This window comes from Paramicrobacterium salitolerans (genome assembly GCF_051513965.1).
Lineage (GTDB): Bacteria > Actinomycetota > Actinomycetes > Actinomycetales > Microbacteriaceae > Paramicrobacterium.
The window spans coordinates 184,783-200,541 of the sequence record NZ_CP195847.1 but is presented as its reverse complement, the minus strand read 5'-3'; the positions used below and the strand labels follow the sequence as shown (position 1 = coordinate 200,541).

Below are 15,759 nucleotides of genomic sequence, written 5' to 3'. Positions count from 1 at the left end.
AAACGCTTGCATTAATCCTCGACACGCTCTACGGTGAGTGCCGTCACAGTCGACCAGCGGGCAGGATGCGTCGAAGCATCCACCCGCTCGATGCAAAGGAGCACCGATATGAGCACTGCCTTACCGCTCGGGAAACGTCGAGGGGGTGCGCGACGACGTCTGAGCTGGGTCACACTTGCTACTGGAATTATGATCGCCGGTCTCCTCGTGGCGTTCACTCCCCCACAGAAGGCAGACGCTGCCGCGCCCGGTCCGAAAGACGTCATCGCCGTGATGTTCTCCTGGACGTGGAACTCGATCGCGCGTGAATGCACCAACACGCTCGGACCGGCCGGATACGGGTACGTCCAGACATCGCCGCCACAGGAGCACGTGCTGGGAAGTCAATGGTGGACCTACTATCAGCCCGTCAGCTACAAGCTCGAATCACGCCTTGGAACTGAAGCTGAGTTCAAGAACATGATCGCAACCTGCAACGCAGCGGGCGTCGAGGTGATCGTGGACGCCGTCATCAACCACATGAGCGGCGATTCAGATGGTGGAACGGGCTGGGCGGGGAGCTCGTACGAGCACTACGAATATCCCGGCATCTACGGCGACAACGACTTCCACGACTGCCGCAAAGACATTTCGAACTATCAAGACCGCTGGGACGTTCAGAACTGCAATCTCGTCAATCTCTCTGATCTCGACACCGGATCGCCTTACGTCCAGCAGACCATCGCGGACTACCTCAACCACCTGGTGGATCTCGGTGCCGCGGGTTTCCGCATCGATGCAGTGAAGCACATCGCCGCTGAGGACATGCGGGGCATCATGTCGCGCGTCAAGAACAAGGATGACCTCTACATCGTGCAGGAGGTCATCCGCGCAAATGAGCCGATCCAGCCCGAGGAATACCTCGGCATCGGAGACATCCACGAGTTCGCCTACGCACGAAAGCTCAAGGAAGCCTTCGGCGGCGGAACAATCGACTGGCTCATCGAGGGCAAAGGTATTGGCGAGTCATGGGACGGGTTCCTCGACCACGACGACGCGGGTGTCTTTGTCGACAATCACGACACAGAGCGCAATGGCGAGACGCTGAGCTACAAAGATGGCGACCTCTACGACCTCGCGCAGGTGTTCACGTTGGCCTGGAACTACGGCTCTCCTTCGATCCAGTCTGGCTTCGAGTTCACCGACTATGACGCGGGGCCTCCCCAAACCGCATCCGGCGAAGTCATCGACCCCACGTGTGGTGGAGACTCTGTCTGGACGTGCGAGCACGCAGAAAATGAGATCGTCAACATGGTCGGCTTCCGTACGGAAACCTATGGAACCGAGGTCACCGACAAATGGACCAACGGAAGCAGCGCCGTCGCGTTTAGCCGCGGTGACAAGGGCAGCGTTGCCATCAACGCCGGCAGCGGTGAGATCACTCGCACGTTCACGACCGGGCTGCCCGACGGCACGTACTACAACGTCATCACGGCAACGAATGATGCAGGTACCTGGTCCGGTGACACCGTAACCGTTTCCGGTGGCACGTTCACCGCTACAGTCCCATCGCACGGCGCCGTCGCTATCCATGCGGGAGCGCAAGCGGGTGGCACGTGCGAGGACACAGCCCCTCCAACGAGCCCGAAGAACGTCGTGGCGAAGGCGGACGGGACGAACGTAACGGTGAGCTGGACGGCATCCACAGACGACTGTGCGGTGACTGGTTACACCATCACGCGGACAGGTGGGGCAGAGGGCGAGGTCGCGCTGACGGCTCCCGGATCCTCAACATCGGTCACAGACAGTGCGCTTGAGCCAGATACAGAATATATGTACACGGTCACGGCCACCGACGGAACGAATATCTCGGAACCCAGCTCGCCAGCATCCGTGACGACGGGCACGACGCCGTCCGAAGCGACAATCGACGTCTTCTATCGCGCGAATGACCAGTGGAAGGACTATTACGTTCACTACCGCGTCGGTGAGGGCGCCTGGACGACACCACCAGGGGAGAAGATGCAGGAACGGTGTGACGGGTGGTACGCCGCGACAATCAGCCTCGGTAAGACCGACAGTGCGACCGCCGCGTTCAACGACGGGAACGGTTCGTGGGACAACAACGGCAAGAAGGACTATTCACTCACTGCCGGAGTGCAGGCGATCGCAGACGGCGAGATCTCCACGACGAACCCGTGCACAGCAGTTCCCGAGGATGAGGATATGACGGTCTTCTACAAGGCAGACCGGGGATGGGAGACGTACTACGCGCACTATCGAGCGGGCGACAGCGATTGGACGACCGTTCCCGGGAAGCCCATGGAAGAAGTCTGCGACGGGTGGTACTCGCTCTCCGTACCCGGTGGAGCTGACGGTGCGACGTTCGCCTTCAACAACGGCGCAGGCGCATGGGACAACAACGGATCTCGGGATTACACGGTGAGTGGTTCCGTGGTGACGGTTGCCGACGGCCAAGTTTCAGGGGTTGCGCCGTGCGAGGTTCCAAGCAGCGTTCCGACGACGCCGACCGATGTTTCGGTCAGCGCCGACAATGGCGCAATAACGATGTCGTGGGCGGCGTCCAGCGCGGAGTCAGGCATCGAAAGCTACACCGTGACGCGTTCGGGTGGTGCAAATGGAGACGTCAGCGTCGTTGTGAAGGATACGTCGTACACCGACACGACCGTGAGCGAATCGACAACGTATTTGTACACGGTCGCTGCAACAGCGACAGATGGAAGCGTCTCGCTTGCGTCTGACCCCGTGGAGATCACGACGCCCGGGTCTACCGGCGGTCCAGACTCCGAGGCTCCTTCAGCACCGAGCGACCTCACAATCTCCGTCGATGAGGATTCCGTCCACCTCTCGTGGTCTGCGTCGACGGATAACGTCAGAGTCGTCTCGTACCGCGTCATCAAGGCAGGAGGGGGCGAGAGCACTCTCGGTATCATCACGGCTGGCACAGAGATCGGATTCGATAACCTCACGCCGGAACAGACGTTCCTCTTCAAGGTTCAGGCGTTGGATGCCGCGGGCAATCGCTCCGCGTGGAGCGAGACCGTCTCCACGGAGACGCGCGGCGAAGAGGACACGACTGCGCCCAGCATCCCCGTCGGGCTCACTGCGTCAGCCGATGGCACCAGTGTCACGCTCAGCTGGACGCCGTCGACGGACGACACGGCCGTAGCTTCATACTCGGTGCGCATCTCAGACGGTGATGCGACCTCTGAGAAGAGCACGATCGAAAGCTCGATGACGCTCGACAACTTGGCGGCGGGAGCCACCTATACGTTCACCGTTCAAGCGGTCGACTCATCAGGAAACACGTCCGGCTGGAGCGAGCCCGTCTCTGCAGTGATCGAGGACGAAGAGGATCCAGAGGAGCCGGGGAAGCCGACGGGGACCGATTACTCAGAAGGCTTCTATCAGCAGAATCCGAATGGAAATCTCGGCACCACCGCGGACGTCACCGTTGACGGCGACGCCTCTGAGTGGACGGAGAACATGGTGATCGCGCAGGGTGTCGCGAACGACGACCCCCGGATCTTCCGGGGGAGCCACGAAGGCCCCGTCTACGACCTCTACTCACTGTCGGCTGCGTGGAACGGCGACAGCCTGTATCTCATGTGGCAGTTCACAAACGTCACTGACGTGGTCGACCCCGGCCAGGGCTATCCGATCAGCGACAACGGCAAGCCTTATAACGGAGATATCCCGCTGGCGCTCGCCTTCGATGTCGCGAGCGGCGGTGGGGACGGCCTGATCGACGGCACTGAGGACGGCGTGTGGGGCATCCATACGACATATTCGAACAGTGAGGTCGACCGTCTGGCGATGTTCTCAAGCAAGCCGGGCGTGGGCGAACCCGCGATGTTCTCTCTGAACTCCTCGGGCTCCTTCGATTATGAACCGGAGAACACGGTCGGGTTCGATTCCGCAGGTATCTCGTATGCCTACGGTGACGGTTTCTACGGAGACACGCTGATGGGGATCGACGCGAACGGATACGAGGGGTATGTCCCGGGAGACCTGACCGACGAGAGCGCATTCATCGACTTCCTCGACACTGCCCATGACACGTCGCAGGACACCGTGTATGAGATGGAGATTCCCTTCGCGGCACTCGGGACGACGAAAGACGCGGTTGAGTCGAACGGAATCGGCGTGATGCTCCTGAGCACGTTCGGCGAATCCGCTATCGGATCGCTGCCTCAGGATCCCTCAGTGCTCGATGTAGCGACCGAACCATACTCCGCCGACGCATCAACCTCGGCGGAGAAAGAGGACTGGGACCCGATCACCGCGCGGTTCGCACGAATCGGAGCGTAAGGCTGCCAAAGGATGCGGTGAGGAGCGGAGTTTCTCTGAAAGCTCCGCTCCTCACCGCTCTCACACCGTGTAAGAGTCAAACTTCGCAGCCTGCAGGTTGACGAGCGCGACAGCTTGATCGACGGTGATCCATGACGCACTGTCTCCCGCAGCCTGGTCTGAGTAGAGCATCACTCCAATAACCGCGTTGCCTCGCTGCATAAAGGAGATCCACGCAGTGCGGTCGGTTTTGTCTGAACTGGAGCTCGCGGGCTCAGACAGGTTCACCTCGACCATGAAGCAGTCTGTCGCGCAGTGGGGATCGATTTTCTCCGCGTGCACGGTTGCGTCATCGTCGCTGCCGAGAATGGTTCCCGCGACGTCACCGTTCATACACTCATCGTTCGCAAAGCCCTCGCTGTACGTCTTGAAGTCGGCCTTCGCACCTTCTTCGTCGCTGTACAGGAACACAACGGTGCTGCCGATCTCGGCGTTATCCGTCTGGAAACTGTTCAGACGGATCTCTGTGCTGTGGCCCGAGAACGCGACTGTCGGCTGGTACACCGCGAGACACTCATCGGGAACACCAGGGAACGACTCGTAATCCGTGGGCGAAGGATCGCTCTCATAGTGGTCTTCCACGACGTCAGCGTCGAATCCATCGATTCCGCTCACATCCTTGTCGGTGAGACCCACGTCGCTGATGCCTTTGACGGTCCAGTTCGGCGCTTGCGCACATCCGACAAGCAGTGCAAGGGATGCCGTCAATGCCACGATCGCGAGAGCTTTGCGCATGGTCTGTCCTTCCACGGGGCTTTCCCCGCATCGCTGGTCTTGTGCGTTTCAGATTCAATCCGTCGGCGGAAGCGGCGGCCGCGGAGGAAGTATCTCTGTCGGTGAGTCGCTGTCGGGCTCGGGAATCTGTTCTGTCAGGGCGTCCTGAGACTGAGGCAGAGGGGGCGCAGCGTCATCGAGCACCGCTGTCGCTGTGAGGGTGTTGGGCGATGTCGTCTCAAGGCCCGCCGACTGCTCGGGCGCGAATGGAGCGGGGGGCGCGAGCGACACGCTCGCCGCCTCAGAGTCGTAGCTGAACAGTTCGTTCGGCGGAGCGTCCTTGCGCTTCTTTCGCTGTCTCAGCACGAAGAACACCACGGCGGCGATCGCCAGGAGAACCACGAGTACAATCACGCCGAGCATTATGATCCCCGCGATATTCAGACCGTTTGCTTCGATAGCGAACTGCGGCGACGTCGGCGCCTGCTCTGTCAATGCGACGATGTTGCCGTCAATCGTCGCGCCTTTCGGTACGTCCGATCCGTCACCGACGGTCGCCCCGCTCGGGAGTTCGACGCGATACTCGATGCCTTTCTCCACGCCTCCGCTGAGAAGGTCACGCGGCAGCGCAACGACCAGCCCCACGTCATACGACTTCGTGAACAGCGTCGAGTCGGATTCTACGAGTGAGTATTTTGAGCCGGGCAGATACTCCTGCATGTGGTCATCGAGCTCGGAGGGGTCATCGCCTTTCAGCGTGACCGTGTAGGTGACGGCATCCTTGTCGGCATTCACCGAAAGCTCACCTCGATTCGATGCGGGCGCGATGACGTCCTCGATCGCGTCTCCGACGGCCTCCGCGTTCTCGGGGCTCAACGCGTAGCTGAGCAGGAGGGCGTTCTCTCCCGACGGCGTCGCGGTCACGGCGGCGACGACAGATTGGAATTGCACGCGGTGGCTGAACTCGACCGGTTCGTGGCTGATGGGCATGAGCCAGCCGTCTTCACCGTTGGATGCCTGTGAGCTGTCCCACCCGTCCGGCAGAGCGAGGCTCTCGGAGATCTCCACGTCAGCGTTGCAGATCTGCCCGCACTCTAGGTAGTCGACCACGGCCGTTCTGAACATGGTTGGGTCGCCCTCATCCGCTTCGCTTGCGACGGCGAAGTCCGTCTCGGTGGAGTTGAGGGCCGTGTTCGTGTACTCGATGAGCTGCTTCTCGTTCTTCGCGGTGAACGAGATCGTCCAGATCGTGGAGGCTTCGTCAGGTTCAGTGAGTTCGCCGCCTTTCGGCGTCGCTGAGGTGAAGAACTCGTCGTACCCTGCGGCGTCTCTGGAGTACGTCTCACGCGACAGGTCGTAGCTGATGGTGCGCGTGTAGCTTCCTGTCTCGAGGCCTTCTGTGACGACGGAGAGATCACGGATGCCGTAATCGGATATGTCCGAGTAGTCAATGGCTGAGGAAGTGTCGTGGCCGACGCCATCGACTTCGACAACGGTTTTGCCGAGCTCAGACAGGTCGTCCGCGTCCGAGTCGTCCACAAGTCCGTCGTCCACCATCGCCTCGACGAGCCACTGCAACAGATCCTGAGACGTGAAGTTCTCCTGCACGCTCACGCCTTCACGAAACACGGAGTCCGCGACGACGATCTCGATCTCGGTCTCGATGTCTGTGACACCACCCGCGCCCAGAATCCCGATGACTTTCTCTGTGTAGTCCTTCTGCGACTCAAACTCGATCGCGAACGAGAACACGACGCCGTCGTCGCCGCCGGCTTTCTGGCCGTTGTACTCCATTCCGCTCGGGATGTTCTCGGTGATGGTCGTCTCGATGGCGTCGGCACCGCCATCGACCTCGTCGAGGTCAGAGCCGTCGACGGTAGCCGTGATCGTTCTTTTTCCGCTTCCGTCGTCATTGACGACGAGCGTCGTGTCGATGACCGCGCCACACGCGGTCAGGAGACAGGCGACTGCAAGACCGAAGAATGCGAGAATCGCGCGCTTCCATGAGTCAGTTCTTCGCGATCGACGCGCGGGCGCGCCAGACAATGCTGCGTCCACTGAATTTTCCCCCCGGATGGTGAAGGCAAGACGTCAACAAGTTAGCACAGCTGGTTCTTTCAATTGCCACGTGCGGTGAAACATTACACCGCTCCTTTGGGAGCGCCTTCGAAGCGCAACGCGCCTTTTGATTCCTCCGAACGTCACCAAGCTGCGTAGCCGAGCTCCCGTGAGATTCCCCGGGCAGTGTCCTGCAGCGCCGCCAGTGCGGCGTCACCCAACGGCCACTCCGTCGATGACGCGACGAGCGCGAGCGCAGCGACGACCGCCCCCGTCCCGTCCCGCACTGGAACGGCCGCAGACACCTCGCCGATGATCGCTTCCTCGTTCTCTCGCGCGATGCCCTCGTCGCGCACATCGGCAAGCTCGCGGCGCAGCACCGCAGCATCCACAATCGTGTCGCGTGTCAGCGGACGAAGCCCGCCGTCGATCACCTGCTCAGTCGCGTCCGCATCGTGCGCGAGCAGCACCTTGCCCATGGCTGACGCGTGACTCGGAATCGTGATGCCCGTCTCAGGCATCTGCGCACCACCGGCGCGGCTCTGCTCGTGATGCACGACGATGACGTCGCCGAGGTGCAGAACCCCGAGCCGAGCGGCAAGGCCGGTGCGACTCGTCATCGCGTGCATGGGATGCATCGACCGCGACCGCACGTCAAGGGTGTCGAGGTACACGCTCGACAGCTTCAGCAGCGCCGGCCCGAGCATGTAGCGCACGCCGCCCGGTTCCTTCGCGACAAGGCCGTGCGCGTGAAGCGACTTGACGATGCCGTGGACCGTCGGCGGCGGCATTCCCAGAGCATTCGCGATCTCGGTGATGCCGAGACGCCGCGCGCCTCCCAGGAGAGCGAGAATCTTCGCCGCCCGGTCGATCGATTGGATCACCGGCGGGTCCCCCTCTCTGCCTGCGCGAACACGTGCCGTTCCCATTCTCACGCTTTGGGTTGACATAACCGTACTCGACGTGGTTTATTCGTTCATCACGAATACTATTCGACATTACCGAATCTCTTTCACCCCGTTCAAAGGAGAACCGTGTTCTCGCACCCCAGCCGACATCGGAGCCGGCCATGACGTTCACAACGGCACACGATCGCGCACAGAGCAGCGCAGCCGCGCACCAGACGGGTCAGATGGATGCCGCCGCGGCAGCTCGCTGGCTGCTACGATTCGCCGAGCTCACTGCGGAGGCATCCGCCGAGCTGACGCGGCTCGACACCGCGATCGGCGACGGCGACCACGGGGCGGTGCTCGTCAGCGGAACCGCGGCGATCGTCGAGAGACTCGGCACCGACGTTCCCACCACCCCGCGGGACGTTCTTGCCGAGGGCGCACGCGCGTTCCAGACGGCGGCCGGCGGCGCGGGCGGGGCGCTCTACAGCGCATACTTCCACGGGCTCAGCGAAAACGCTCCTCCCGCCACAGTGCTCGACTCACGCCAGCTCGCCTCCCTGCTACATCTGGCCGCGAAGTCCGTCGCGGAGCGCGGCCGCGCGTTACCCGGCGACAAGACGATGCTCGACGTGCTCGCCCCCGCCGCCGACACCTTCCACGCGGCCGCCCTGGCAGGAAGCAACGTCCGCCAGTGCGCTCTGCTGAGTCTCAGAGCCGCACTCATCGGCCGGGCAGCCACAGCTCCCATGCTCGCGAGGCGCGGCCGCGCCAGTTACCTCGGCGAGCGCAGCAGAGACCACGTCGACCCCGGCGCGGCTTCCTCCGCCCTCCTCTTTCACGCTCTGGCCGATGCCCTCAGCACACTTCCCCCACCTCACACCCGATCGAAGGAGAACCCCGTGAGCACACCACCCCGTCATCTCTTCAACTCTCCGAGCGACGTGATCGACGACGCACTCGAGGGGCTCGTCGCGAGCAACCGCACGCGCCTCGCGCGCGACGCAGCCGTCAATGTCGTCACCCGGGCGGTTCCCGCGAAAGACAAGGTCGGCCTCGTCTCGGGCGGCGGTTCCGGCCACGAGCCCCTGCACGCGGGCTTCGTGGGCACCGGAATGCTTGACGCAGCAGTGTGCGGTGCGGTCTTCGCAAGCCCGACGGCGCATCAGATCCACGCTGGCACCGTGCGCGCCGACAGCGGCGCGGGCGTTCTGCACATCGTGAAGAACTACACCGGCGACGTGCTCAACTTCGAGATCGCCGCGACTCTCGCGGAGGAGGACGGCATCGTCGTCGAATCGGTGATCGTCGACGATGACCTCGCTTCTGACGGAAACGACGGCCCGGGCCGCCGCGGCACCGGAGCGGTGGTCGTCGTCGAGAAGGTCTGCGGCGCTCTCGCCGAGGCTGGACTCCCGCTGTCAGAGGTCGCCGATGCGGGGCGCCGCGTCGTCTCCCGATCACGGAGCCTCGCGCTGGCGCTGAGCGCGTGCACGCATCCGGGCGCGGACGCTCCCGCGTTCGAACTCGGCGAGAACGAGGTCGAGTTCGGCGTCGGCATCCACGGGGAGCGCGGCACCGCGCGCATCCCCTTCGCCGAGGCAGATGAGCTCGTTGAGCAGCTCGTGGCTCCGCTCGTCGATGATCTCGACATCGCATCGGGCGCCTCCGTCATCGCGATCGTGAACGGGCTCGGCGGAACATCGCCTCTTGAGCTGAACGTTGCGGCCGCGCACGTCCACAGAACGCTTGCCGAGCGCGGCATCACGGTGGCGCGTGCGCTCACCGGCTCACTAGTCACGTCGCTCGACATGCACGGAGTCTCCGTCACCCTCACCGTGTGCGACGACGACATCCTTCGCGCGTGGGATGCCCCCGTCCGCACCCCCGCCCTGACCTGGTAACAACCGAAAGGACCACGACTATGAACGGAACCGAGACACTCGCATGGTTCGCCCGCTTCTCCGAGAGCTTCGCCTCGCAGCAGAGCGCCCTCACCGACATGGACCGCCTCGCAGGCGACGGGGACTTCGGAACCAACATCGCCTCGGCGCTCGCACGCGCGGAAGAAGCCCTGCCTCAGCCAGACGATGCCACGCCGAGCTCTGTCTTCCGCGCTGTGTCCACCGGGTTCCTCGCCACCGGCGGAACGAGCGGCCCTCTCTTCGGCATGTTCTTTCGCGAAGTCGCGAACGCGCTTCGCGAGGCATCCGATGTCGACGCTCTGAGTCGCGGAGTCGCCTCGGGGCTCGCACGTATCCAGCAGCTCGGCGGGGCGAAGGTCGGCGATCGCACGATGGTCGATGCGCTCGCTCCGGCGTCCGAGGCGCTCACCGCACAGACAGAGGGCGAGAGAGATGCCGCGCAGGCACTGCGCTCCGCAGCAGAGGCCGCGCGTGCCGGCGCTGAATCGACGGAGGCCCTCCTCGGGTCACGCGGGCGCGCCAGCTACGTCGGAGAGCTCGCTCGCGGTGTACTCGACCCGGGAGCGGTCACCATCGCACTGTTCTTCGAGGCCGGAGCCGATGCCCTCGTCGCCTCTCCCCTGACCGCAGCGATCGAGGCTGACGTAGCGCCGACGGCAGAGCGATCAGCTGCGACGACCGCTTGAGCGACGCGTCGTTCGGCGCGCTCACAGAAGATCACAGGGGCGGGACATCGCGATGATGTCCCGCCCCTGCGATGCCGGCGCCTTTGTTACAGACCCGAGTAGCTGTGCAGTCCGTTGAAGAAGATGTTCACGACGGTGAAGTTGAAGATGACCGTTGCGAAGCCGATGATCGCCAGCCAGGCGGCACGGCTGCCGCGCCAGCCCTTCGTAGCGCGCGCGTGGATGTAGCCCGCGTAGATCACCCAGATGATGAACGTCCAGACTTCCTTGGTGTCCCAGCCCCAGTAGCGGCCCCACGCGGCCTCGGCCCAGATGGACCCGGCGATGAGCGTGAACGTCCACAGCACGAAGCCGACGATGATGGTGCGGTACGCGAGGTTCTCGAGGCGCTGCGCCGACGGGAACGTCGCCATGAACTTGAGCTTCAGGTCGCCGAGAGCGGCACGGCGTGCCTCCGTGCGGGCTTGGATGAGCTGCAGGACCGACAGCGCACACCCGAGCGCGAGGAAGCCCATCGCGGTCGTCGCGAGGAACACGTGGATGACCAGCCATGCCGACTGCAGCGCCGGCGGAAGCGGCGCCACGACGACGTAGAAGTTGATCGTCGCCATGCACAGCAGCGAGACGACGAGCAGAGAGATGAACGTTCCGAGGTAGCGCAGGTCGACCTTGATGTTCACGACGAGGAACACGGCGACGACAAGCATCGTGCCGGTCATGACGAACTCGTACAGGTTCGCCCATGGAACCCGCTCTGCGGCGATGCCGCGGGTGATGTCGGCGGTGACGTGCAGCAGGAACCCGATGACCATCAGCGCCATCGCGGATCGCAGCGACGGCGAACGTTTGGCCTTCACCTTCGGGCCGTCGTCGCCCTTCTTCGCTGCGGGTCGGGTCTTGACTGCGACACCGCCACCCGACTGGGCTGTCTGCTCGGAGATCGATGCAGATGCCGCTGAGCTCGCGCTCTCGGCTTCCGCGTGCTCCTTCACCTCGGCGCTGCGCCTGGCGAGGTCGAGTGCGAACGCGATGAGCGCGAGCGCGTACACGACCGTCGCCGACCACAGGGCGACGAGGGAGAACGTATTGATATCCACGGGTTAAGGCTACTCCTTCGGCTCGCGCGCCCCACGGGCGCGCACCTTCTGGACGAGACGTGCGATGAGACGCCACCCGACGAGCACAAGCCCGAGCGCGACGGTGGCGACGATGATGAACGGAAGAGCAGTCCCCTGACCGGATGCCGCGCGAAGCAGCATCCCACCGGCGACTGTGATGACCCAGACGGGGATGCCGGTGCGCACCGGACCGAGCGGCTGACGCCACGCGAGCGAGACGACCCATCCGATGCCGAGCGCCGCAAGGAACGGCCACCAGGTGCCCCAGACTCCGACCGGATCGAGGGCCTCCGCGTGGCTGGAGCGGCCGACGATCGCGAAGACGAGCGTCAGCACCACGTCGAGTGCGAGAGCGCGGAGGATCATTCGCGCGTCACCCCCAGAGCGGTCCCGTGTCGATAGGCGATCGCGTCGACGGCGTCCGCGAGCGTCGGGTCCTCACCGCGGGCGAGGCCGGCGTACTCGACGGTCACCGTGCCATCCTCGTTGTCGCGGGCCTTCACCCACACACGACGACGCGGCACGAACAGCGACGTCAGCAGACCCAGCAGCACCAGCACGGCGCCGATCGCGACACCCAGCTGCGTCTGATCGTGGTGGATGTCGAACGAAGCAAAGCGCTTTACGGACCCGGCGAAGTCCTTCTGCCCCGGGTTCTCGTTGACGAACTCGACGGTACCGAGGCCGTTCGGCAGCTCAGTGCTCTGTCCGGGCATGAGCTCGATCGACTCGACGTCGGTGTCTCCGCCGGTGAGCTGCGTCATGTCATCGGTGTCGAGAGCGTAGACCGACTTCGGAATTCCGCCGTCGATGCCGAGGTCGCCCTCGTACACGTTGAGCGTGAGCAGCGGGTACGTGAGGTCCGCGTAGGTCGAGGTGTAGGCGCCGTTCTCGAGCGGATACGCCGTCGGGTAGAAGAACCCGACCAGACCAATCTGGTCCTTCAGCCCGTCGGGCACCTTGACGACGCCGACGGAGGTGAGGTTGTTGTCCTGCGGCAGGAACGGCACGGAGTCGGTGAAAACGACCTTGCCCTCCGGGTCCTTGACGGTGATCGTCGGCGCGTAGCCGTTGCCGAGGAGGTACATGTCGTTGCTGCCGTAGCGCAGCGGGTCGTTGACCTTGACCGTGTGCTGCTCCTTCGTGCCGTCGGAGTCCGTCGTGGTCACGGTCGCCGCGAAGTCGATCGGCTGCCCGTAGGCGCCGAGGTTCTTCGTCTCATACGTCGCGTCGAACTCATCAAGCTTCATGGAGTACGGCGTCAGCTGCGAGTCACTGAAGAACCGCCCCGGGCTGAACGAGTCGTAGTCCCCGAGCACATTCACGAAGGACTGCCCCTCGACCAGCACACGCTGCCCGGAGTAGCCGAAGCCGCCGCCGATGCCGACGACGAGCAAGATCAGCAGAAGCGCACTGTGGAACACCAGGTTGCCGGTCTCGCGGAGGTAGCCGCGCTCTGCCGACACGGAGACGCTCGCGGGCTGACCGCGGGTCGCCGCCCGTTCGTAGCGCTCGATGCGGTACCCCGACTTCCGCAGAAGCGTCTCCGCCTCAGCGACCGCTGTCGCGGCATCCGTGGTCACCCCGTCATCGGTGCCGTACGTCTCTTCGCTGAACTCGCTCAGGCGGTTCAGACGCATCGGCGTCTTCGGCGGCCGCGCACGCAGCGCGACGAGGTGGTGCTTGACGCGCGGAACGACGCAGCCCACAAGCGAGGTGAACAGCAGAATGTAGATCGCCGAGAACCAGACCGACGTGAAGACGTCGAACAGCTGCAGGTTGTCGAGCACGGGTGCGAGGTCGGGATGCTCCGTGAAGTACTGCGTCACTCCGTTGGGATCGCTCGAGCGCTGCGGCACGAGCGAGCCCGGAATCGCGGCGAGCGCGAGCAGCAGCAGAAGCAGAAGCGCGGTGCGCATGCTCGTGAGCTGACGCCAGACCCAGCGGGCCCAACCCACGATGCCGAGCTTCGGCTGGGTGACCGACGGCTCCTTCTCGGGCTCGTCGTGTCCGTCGGTGTAATCAGATGGCCGGCGCAAAGTTCGGCATCACCCCCGCGAGTATGCTGATGAGAGACGTCCAGATTCCGGTGACCATGAGCAGGCCGATGGCGATCAGGAGGATGCCGCCGATCACGTTGACCGCGCGAATGTGACGGCGCAGGAAGGCGACGCTCTTCGTCGCCCAGGTCGCGCCGAAGGCGATGAGTATGAACGGGATGCCCAGGCCGAGACAGTACACGAAGCTGAGCAGCGCTCCGCGCCACGGCGAGCCCGAGCCGAAGCTGAGCGATTGGATCGCCACGAGCGTCGGACCGACGCACGGCGCCCACCCGATTCCGAAGACGATACCGAGCAGAGGGGCGCCGAGCAGGCCGGTCTTCGGCTTCCACGAGGGGTGCACGGTCTTCTGCATGAACGTGACTTGCCCGATGAACACGAGCCCCATCACGATGACCACGGCACCGAGAATCTGTGTGATGAGCGGACCGTACTGCACGAGCCAGTGGCCGAGCTGCCCGAACGCGAAACCGTACGCCGTGAAGACGGCGGAGAAGCCCACGATGAACAGCACGACGCCGAGCACGAGACGGATGCGGTCGCGCGACGCGGCCGCTTTGCCCTGCTGCACCGTCGAGGCACCGCCGACGTACGCGAGATACCCCGGCACGAGCGGCAGCACGCACGGGGAGGCGAAGGAGACGAGCCCGGCGAGCGCCGCGATCGGGATCGCGAGCATCAGCTGACCGCTGATCACGATGTCACCGGGATTCACGTCACTTCTCCTTGAGGAGGTCGCCGACGATGGTGTCGAGGATCGAGGTGTCTTCGATCGCACCGAGGATGCGTGCGGCGACGCGGCCCTGCTTATCGAGGACGATCGTGGTCGGAACGCTGTTCGGCGGGACCGTGTCTGCGAAGGCGAGCTTCACACTCCCCGAGTTGACGTCGATGATCGAGGGGTAGTTGACGCCGTACGTCTCGTTGAACGAGGCCGCCGTTCCCGGCTGGTCGCGCAGATTCACCCCGATGAAGTCGACGTCGTCGTTCTCGTGGGCCTGGTAGACCTCGTCGAGAATCGGAGCTTCGGCCCGACAGGGCGCGCAGGAGGCGTACCAGAAGTTCACGACGACGACGTCGCCCGCGAAGTCCTCGCTCGACACGTCGTCGCCCGACTCGGTCGTGCCGGAGAACTCGACGGGCTCTTCCCGGTCAGACGCGGCGATCTCCATGACGGATCCGTCACCGGCGATGTACCCCTTGTTGCTGCCCTCGCGGTACTGCTCCGCGAGCGGATCGGACGAGCAGCCCGTCACGAGAAGAGCGGCGGCAAGCGTCGCTGCGGCGAGCGACAGCATCCTGCTCGCCTTCGTGCGGCGGATCATACGGCTCCCACGTCGAGAGCGTCCGCAGTCAGGAGCAGAGCGGGCTCGGAGTAGCCGATCTCGCTGAAGCGACGGCCGGAGTGTTCGAACGTGGTGATGCTCGAGAGCGCGCAACGACGCTTGCGCGGGTCGTGGTGAAGCGGGATGCCGAGGATGCTCGAGTGCGCCATCCAGATCGGCAGCTGGTGGCTCACGAGCACGACATCGCCGGATTCCGTGGACTCCCACGCGTCGTGGATGGCAGCGGTCATGCGCTCCGCGATCTGCACGTAGGGCTCACCCCAGCTGGGCTTGCGCGGGTTGCGCACCGCATACCAGTGGCGCGGGTTGCGGAGGGCTCGGCGCATCTGCCGCCCCTCGAAGTAGTTGGAGGGCTCGATCAGCCGGGAGTCGTTCTCGATCGGCAGGTCGAAGGCCTGCGCGATGGGCTCGGCCGATTCCTGAGTGCGCTGAAGCGGCGAGGCGATGATGCGCGTGACGGGTCGCTCCATCGAACGGAGCTCAGCCGCGGCCGCTTCAGCCATGCGGTGACCCCGGTCAGACAGCCCGAATCCGGGGATGCGTCCATACAGCACACGCGAGGGGTTGTACACCTCGCCATGCCGGACGAGGTGAATCTGGGAGGCTACCACC

12 protein-coding genes are annotated in these 15,759 nt (G+C 64.0%); 3 read left to right on the top strand and 9 right to left on the bottom strand.

The window, feature by feature from the left end; translation table 11 throughout:
- Nucleotides 1-189: 189 nt before the first annotated feature.
- Nucleotides 190-4,311, top strand: a complete 4,122-nt coding sequence (locus ACSAGD_RS00950) for a carbohydrate binding domain-containing protein (RefSeq protein ID WP_437583838.1) — start codon at nucleotides 190-192, stop codon at nucleotides 4,309-4,311.
- Nucleotides 4,312-4,371: 60 nt separating this feature from the next.
- Here the strand turns inward: ACSAGD_RS00950 and ACSAGD_RS00945 are convergent, their stop codons facing one another.
- From ACSAGD_RS00945 to ACSAGD_RS00935, 3 genes are all read right to left on the bottom strand, one after another.
- The gene (locus ACSAGD_RS00945) at nucleotides 4,372-5,085 is read right to left on the bottom strand and encodes a hypothetical protein (protein ID WP_437583837.1); all 714 of its coding nucleotides are present in this window, start codon (nucleotides 5,083-5,085) and stop codon (nucleotides 4,372-4,374) included.
- 54 nt (nucleotides 5,086-5,139) lie between these two features.
- Nucleotides 5,140-7,122, bottom strand: coding sequence for a hypothetical protein (locus ACSAGD_RS00940; protein WP_437583836.1), 1,983 nt, complete (start codon nucleotides 7,120-7,122; stop codon nucleotides 5,140-5,142).
- Between the two features lie 143 nt (nucleotides 7,123-7,265).
- Nucleotides 7,266-8,051 (bottom strand): IclR family transcriptional regulator, encoded by a 786-nt coding sequence (locus ACSAGD_RS00935; RefSeq protein WP_437583835.1) that lies wholly within the window; start codon nucleotides 8,049-8,051, stop codon nucleotides 7,266-7,268.
- 140 nt (nucleotides 8,052-8,191) lie between these two features.
- Between ACSAGD_RS00935 and dhaL (ACSAGD_RS00930) the strand changes: the two genes are divergently transcribed.
- Together dhaL (ACSAGD_RS00930) and dhaL (ACSAGD_RS00925) are read left to right on the top strand one after the other, a co-directional pair.
- On the top strand, nucleotides 8,192-9,916 hold the full coding sequence (dhaL, locus tag ACSAGD_RS00930; protein WP_437583834.1) for a dihydroxyacetone kinase subunit DhaL: 1,725 nt from the start codon (nucleotides 8,192-8,194) through the stop codon (nucleotides 9,914-9,916).
- Nucleotides 9,917-9,936: 20 nt separating this feature from the next.
- On the top strand, nucleotides 9,937-10,623 hold the full coding sequence (gene dhaL / locus ACSAGD_RS00925) for a dihydroxyacetone kinase subunit DhaL (RefSeq protein ID WP_437583832.1): 687 nt from the start codon (nucleotides 9,937-9,939) through the stop codon (nucleotides 10,621-10,623).
- An 86-nt stretch (nucleotides 10,624-10,709) separates the two neighbouring features.
- Here the strand turns inward: dhaL (ACSAGD_RS00925) and ccsB are convergent, their stop codons facing one another.
- The 6 genes from ccsB to ACSAGD_RS00895 are packed head-to-tail and all read right to left on the bottom strand — an operon-like array spanning nucleotide 10,710 to nucleotide 15,758.
- Complete coding sequence (gene ccsB, locus ACSAGD_RS00920; protein ID WP_437583831.1) at nucleotides 10,710-11,720, bottom strand: c-type cytochrome biogenesis protein CcsB; 1,011 nt, start codon at nucleotides 11,718-11,720, stop codon at nucleotides 10,710-10,712.
- Between the two features lie 9 nt (nucleotides 11,721-11,729).
- Nucleotides 11,730-12,107: a DUF3054 domain-containing protein gene (locus ACSAGD_RS00915; RefSeq protein ID WP_437583830.1), complete on the bottom strand. Its 378-nt coding sequence runs from the start codon at nucleotides 12,105-12,107 to the stop codon at nucleotides 11,730-11,732.
- Entirely contained in the window at nucleotides 12,104-13,780 is a 1,677-nt protein-coding gene (gene resB / locus ACSAGD_RS00910; protein WP_437583829.1) for a cytochrome c biogenesis protein ResB, read from the bottom strand. The genes ACSAGD_RS00915 and resB overlap by 4 nt, the downstream gene beginning before the upstream one ends.
- The gene (locus tag ACSAGD_RS00905; protein ID WP_437585201.1) at nucleotides 13,764-14,480 is read right to left on the bottom strand and encodes a cytochrome c biogenesis CcdA family protein; all 717 of its coding nucleotides are present in this window, start codon (nucleotides 14,478-14,480) and stop codon (nucleotides 13,764-13,766) included. The genes resB and ACSAGD_RS00905 overlap by 17 nt, the downstream gene beginning before the upstream one ends.
- 37 nt (nucleotides 14,481-14,517) lie before the next feature.
- A complete protein-coding gene (locus ACSAGD_RS00900; protein WP_437583827.1) occupies nucleotides 14,518-15,126 on the bottom strand; it encodes a TlpA family protein disulfide reductase in 609 nt (202 codons plus the stop codon).
- A complete protein-coding gene (locus tag ACSAGD_RS00895; protein ID WP_437583826.1) occupies nucleotides 15,123-15,758 on the bottom strand; it encodes a histidine phosphatase family protein in 636 nt (211 codons plus the stop codon). The genes ACSAGD_RS00900 and ACSAGD_RS00895 overlap by 4 nt, the downstream gene beginning before the upstream one ends.
- Nucleotide 15,759: the final 1 nt, after the last annotated feature.